The sequence below is a fragment of the Tahibacter sp. genome, assembly GCF_035481375.1.
In the GTDB taxonomy this organism is placed as follows: Bacteria; Pseudomonadota; Gammaproteobacteria; order Xanthomonadales; family Rhodanobacteraceae; genus Tahibacter.
The window spans coordinates 1-5,403 of sequence record NZ_DATIGT010000276.1 but is presented as its reverse complement, the minus strand read 5'-3'; the positions used below and the strand labels follow the sequence as shown (position 1 = coordinate 5,403).

Genomic DNA, 5,403 nt, shown 5'->3' with positions numbered 1-5,403 from the left:
TCGCAAGCCTGCGCTTCGGCGATTTCAACGGCGACGGCCGCACGGACTTCTTCCGCCGCGATTCGGCCGGCAGCTGGTTCATCCTGTCGCCGGGCGTGTTTCCGTGGACGGAAATCAACAACTCGTCCGTGCCGCTCGGCGGACTGCGCTTCGGGCACTTCAACGCCGACCGCATCGTCGACGTGATCGCGGTCAGCGGCGGCAAGTGGTCGGTGTCCTACGGCGGCAGGACGCAATGGCAGCAGCTCAACCGCATTCGCGGCGAGTCGCTGGACGGCCTGCTGATCGGCGACATCAACGGCAACGGCCGCGACGACATGATCCGCTACCGCTGGTTGCGCAATCAGTCGCCGATACCGGGCGGCGTGCCCGGCGGCGACATGGGCATCTGGGAAGTGACCTATGACGGCAACGGCACGAACTGGATCCGGCTGAACACGTATACCGCGCCGACGAACGCGTTCGCGCCGACCAGCGTTCCCGGATTCGTCGGCCGCTTCGACCCCGCCACGAACGCCGCGCGGCTCGTGACGATTCCCGACGCCGACCGCTTCGGCCGCGTGTTCGATCCCGCGAGCGGTCAGTTCGTCACGCACAGCCTCTACGCGTACTGAGGCCTTCGACCGTTCTACCCGACATGGCGCCGCGAGGCGCCATGTTGCTTTTGGGCCGCACGCACCGCGTCAGCGGTCGCAGCGCGTCGCAAGCGCCGATGCGAGGCGCGACTCCGCCGCGCGCAGCGCCGCCTGGACGAAGGGCTTGCGCGCCAGCAACTGCCGCCCCGCCGCGAGATGCGCGCGCGCCGCGCCGCAGCGGCCTTCATCGAGTTCGACGAGGCCGAAGGCGAAGCGGCCGTCGGCCTGGACGTGGTGCTGCACGTCGAGCGCGCCAAGGCGCTGCAGCGCCGGCGACCATTCCGCCCGCGCCTCGGCCGTGCGGCCCAGCCGCGCGAGCGCGATGCCGCGCAGCACGCGCGCATACAGCGGGAGCGCTTCGGGCAGATCCGCGCCGAGCGCGGCGAACTGCGCGACCGCGCGCTCGATACTGGGCAGCGCACGCGGCGCGTCGCCGGCCAGCAGCAGGATCGATCCCTGATGCAGCCATGCCTCCGCGAGCTGCCGCTCGGCGCCCTCGCCGGCGGACGCCAGATCGTCGACGGCCTGCCGGATCATCGGCACGGCCGCGCGCGTGTCGCCGCTGCGCGCGAGGATCTCGGCAAGATTGGCGCGCGTATCCGCAGCGCTGCGGTGATGCGCGCCGCCGGCCGCAACCTGTCGTGCCAGCGCATCGTTCAGGTGACGGATCGCCGGCTCGAACCGGCCGAGCTTGTAGTAGACGATCGCCACGTTGCGGATGTCGACGGCGACCGATTCGTCGTCATCGCTGATTGCGTTGGAAATCGCGATGGCCTGCTCGTAAAGCGCCAGGGCCGGCTCGAACTGCCCGAGGTCGTGGTACGCGTTGGCGAGCCGGTGCAGGTGCATCGCGCGCCGCCAGTCGTACGCCGGAACGCCGATGCGATCGTCGATGTCGAGCACGGCCTGCGCGACGCGACGTGCGTCGTCGGACCGGCCCATCCGGCGATACGCGCGCCCAAGCCCGTCCAGCGCGGCCGCGTGTTCGACATGCACGGCACCGAAGCGCGACTCGGTCAGCGCGGCGGCTTTTTCGAACGCGGCGAGCGCGAGCGTGTTGCGGTCGAACGTGCCGTGCACCTCGCCCTGCGTGTTGAGCAGCTCGAGCTGCAGCCGGTCGCTGCAGCCGGCCGCGCATTGCGCGCCGGCCGCGTCGAGGTGGCGGTCGGCCTGCAGCGCATCGCCGCGCCGCGATGCCACGGTCGCTGCGAGCAGGTCGAATCGCACGCGCGCGTCCGCGTCGTCGAACGACAGGGCCGACGCCGCGCGAACCAGCGCGTCGGCCGCGTCGTAGTCGCCGGCGGCCACGAGCGCCGCACCGAGTTCCCGGTTCGCGCGCAGCACGAGCGGATCGGCCGCGCCGAACGCGCGTGCGCCGCGTTCCGCCGCATCGCGCAACGCGCCGATCGAAGCGCGCAGCGCACTCTGGCCGCGCAGCACGGAACCCAGCTGAATCGTGAGGTCGAGCCGCACGCGCGGGTCGAGGCGCGTGTCGGCTTCCAGGCGCGACAGCGCGCCGCGGGTCACGTCGATCACGGTTGCCGGCGCCGCACGCGCACCCGCCGGTTCGGCCTGCCGGAAGAGGTCGACGAGGAAATCGCGCGTCGACGTCGCCACACCCGCTGCGGCGTCGGCGCGCCGCGCCTGCGCCGCCGCCGATCGCGCCTGCGAGACCGCGACGATCACCGCGGCGACGAGCAGCACGCCGAGTCCTGCAGCGATCGTCACGGCGTAGCGATGCCGGCGATAGAAACGCGCAAGCCGGTAGCGCCGCGACGGCGGATGCGCGCGCACCGGACGCGCGTCGAGAAAGCAATCGAGATCGTCGGCCAGCGCGCCGGCCGACGCGTAGCGTCGCGCCGGATCGGATGCCATGGCCATCTGCACGATGGTGCGCAGGTCGCCGCGCAACGGGCGATCCGGCGGCACGTGCGGGTCCTCTGCCGCTCCGGAATGCGCGTCGTGCCGCACCGTCGCGCTCGGGGCACGCGCCGCCTCGGTCGAGGGCCGGCGTCCGGTCAGCAGTTCGCCGAGCAGTACGCCGAGCGCATAGACGTCCGTCGCCGTCGTCACCGCATCGCCCTCGAACTGTTCCGGCGCGGCGTAGGCCGGCGTCAGCGCGCCCTGACCGGCAAGCGTTGTCTCGTCCTCGCCGGTCAGGAATTTCGCGATGCCGAAATCCAGCAGCTTGACGTGGCCGTCGGACGATACGAGCACGTTGGACGGCTTGAGATCGCGATGCACGATGAGCGCGCGATGGGCGGCCTCGACCGCGCGGCAGACATCGACCATCAGCCGCACGCGCGCGCGCTGGTCGAGGCACGCATCATCCGCGTGGTGCGTGATCCGCCGGCCGTCCACATATTCAAGAACGAGGTACGGCAGGCCACCGTCGGCGATGCCGCCGTCGATGAGCCGCGCGATCTGCGGGTGCGTGAGCCGCGCCATCGCGGCGCGCTCGCACTTGAAGCGGCGGACATCGACCTCGGTCAGCAGCACCTGCCGGAACAGCTTGACCGCGACGACCTGCAGCACGTCCGCCGTGCGTTTCTCGGCGCGAAACACGACCGCCGAACCGCCCTGCCCCACGACGTCGAGCAGCCTCGCTCCGCCGATCGTGCGCCCGATCCACTGCGCCGGCTCCATGGCAACGGCGGCTGCGGCAAGTTCGGCCGCGACGACATCGACGGATCGGCCGAACAAGCGCCGCTCCTCTGCGACGGACGCGGCGAGCATGCGCTCGACCTTGCGCACCATGGCCGGACCGCTGCAGTGCGCCGTCAGGAACGCGGATCGCGCGTCCGCCGGCATCGCCAGCGCCGTCTCGAAGCAGTCGCGCATCGATAGCGCCGATCCGCCGCCGGTCATGGCCGCCGCCCCGCCCCGGCGCGGTCAGCGATTCGCCGCACAGCCGGGGGCGTCAGCGAGTTCGGCCTGCAGGAATGCGCGCGCATAAGTCCAGTCGCGCGTCGCGGTGCGCCGGTCGACGCCCAGCGCCTGCGCGACCTGCTCCATTGAAAGCCCCGCGAAATAGCGCAGTTCCACGACGCTGGCTGCGCGTTCGTCATCGACGCTGAGCCGGTCGAGCGCATCGTTGAGCGCGACGACCTCCAGCGCGAGTTCATACGACGCTTCCTCGCGCGACGCCGAGACGGTCACGCGGATCCAGTCGCCGCCCGACTTCAGCGCGAGGCGATGCCTTGCGCGATCGATCAGGATGTTGCGCATCGCGTGGGCCGCATAGGCGAAGAACCGGTACGGTCCGCCGGCGGACTGCAGTTCCTGGCGCGTCATGCGCTCGTAGAGCTCGTGCACGAGCTCGGTCGTGTTCAGCGTGCTCGCGCGATCGCGCGAGATCTGCCGGCTCGCCATGGCCTTCAGGCGCGCATAGACCTGCTCGAACGCCGCGTCGCCGCCGGACGGCCCGGGCATCGGCCCGGCCGCATCGTCCACGGCATTGTCCAGGTTGGGATATGTAGACATGGCGCGAGGGTGTCACGCGCCCGCCGGAGCGCGCAATCGCGGGCGCGAGCCGGCGTTTTTCTGCAACATCGCGGAGCATCGCTCGCCGCGCCCGAAGCGGCCGGCAGGCCGTCGACGCCGGCGGCGCCGCAGCTCGGGACGCATCGGCCGGCGACGGCCGGCCGATGCGGGTGCATCACCGCTCAGCGGTCCGTGGGCATCGGATGCGGCGCCACTGCGGTGCCGTCGGCCGGCAGGTAGCCGCGCACGAATTCGCGGTCGCCGGTCACCGTGACATCGAACACGCAGTGCGCGCGTTTCGTTTCGTCTTCGACGACACGGCAGACTTCCAGCGCGAGCTGCGGCTGCATCTTCGTCAGCGGCGGGCGCACCGGCGGCAGCTGCGAACGGCACGGCTGACCCGGCGGCGTCGGCCAGTTGCGGTCGGTGAAGTTCGCCGTCGAAGTGCCCGGCGCATAGTCGAACAGGCTCGTCGACGACGTCACGCGCCATGCATCGGCGAAGGTCTGGTTGAGCACGACGTGACGCGTCGCGAGCGGTCCGGGCATGGGACCGAACGACGAACCGTCCGGCGCGCGCGGCAGCCAGTCGCCGGCGAGCACGTGTCCGGCGATGCCTTCGCGCGCCGGCGTGTTCGTGATGTCGATGTCGACGTACCAGTAGCCCTGCGACGACCAGTAGCGCGGCGTCGCGACGAGATCGCTGCCGTCGTCGAACTGCACATGCATGCCGCCGCCGGCGGCCGCGAGCGCGACGTAGGCGTTGCCGCCGAGTGGGATCGGCGTGGCGGTCAGCGCGGTGATGCGCCCGTCGATGCGCAATTGCATTTCCTCGCGGCCCGAGGCCGTGCGGATCGGCTGGTAGCTCACGCGATGCTCGTTGACGCGCGCGGCGACCGCGGTGTTCAGGGCCACGCAGCTCTGCAGGCCGGTGTACGGATTCGGCGGCGGGATGAACGTCGTCTGCACCGGCGACTGGCGGCTCTGCACTTCGAAGCCGGTGTCGTCGTTCGTCAGCACGACGAATTCGCCGGCGGCCTGGAAATCGTAGCTGATGCCGTTCGTCGTCGTGATGTGCGGGTCGCCGGCGTCGGCGGTCGTGTTGTTCGGTCCGGCGAAGCAGTACGCATTGCGGAACGCGGATGCGGCCGGTACCTGGCTGCCCGGCAGTCCTGGCGGCATCGTCGTGTTGTAGGCCGACGGCAGGATCGTGTTGCAGTAGCCCGGCAACTGGTTCGACAGATGCGGGAAACGGCCCGCGCTGAATTTGACGTGGCAGCCGCTGC

Annotated in this window: 4 protein-coding genes; 1 reads left to right on the top strand and 3 read right to left on the bottom strand. The window is 71.0% G+C overall.

Annotated elements, in window-relative coordinates; genetic code table 11:
• Positions 1-614: hypothetical protein (locus VLF18_RS18315; protein WP_325281067.1), on the top strand; the 614-nt coding region annotated here is incomplete at its 5' end.
• 69 nt (positions 615-683) lie between these two features.
• Here the strand turns inward: VLF18_RS18315 and VLF18_RS18310 are convergent.
• From VLF18_RS18310 to VLF18_RS18300, 3 genes are all read right to left on the bottom strand, one after another.
• On the bottom strand, positions 684-3,476 hold the full coding sequence (locus VLF18_RS18310) for a serine/threonine-protein kinase (protein ID WP_325281066.1): 2,793 nt from the start codon (positions 3,474-3,476) through the stop codon (positions 684-686).
• Between the two features lie 51 nt (positions 3,477-3,527).
• The gene (locus tag VLF18_RS18305) at positions 3,528-4,118 is read right to left on the bottom strand and encodes an ECF-type sigma factor (RefSeq protein ID WP_325281065.1); all 591 of its coding nucleotides are present in this window, start codon (positions 4,116-4,118) and stop codon (positions 3,528-3,530) included.
• Between the two features lie 182 nt (positions 4,119-4,300).
• Positions 4,301-5,403: hypothetical protein (locus VLF18_RS18300; protein ID WP_325281064.1), on the bottom strand; the 1,103-nt coding region annotated here is incomplete at its 5' end.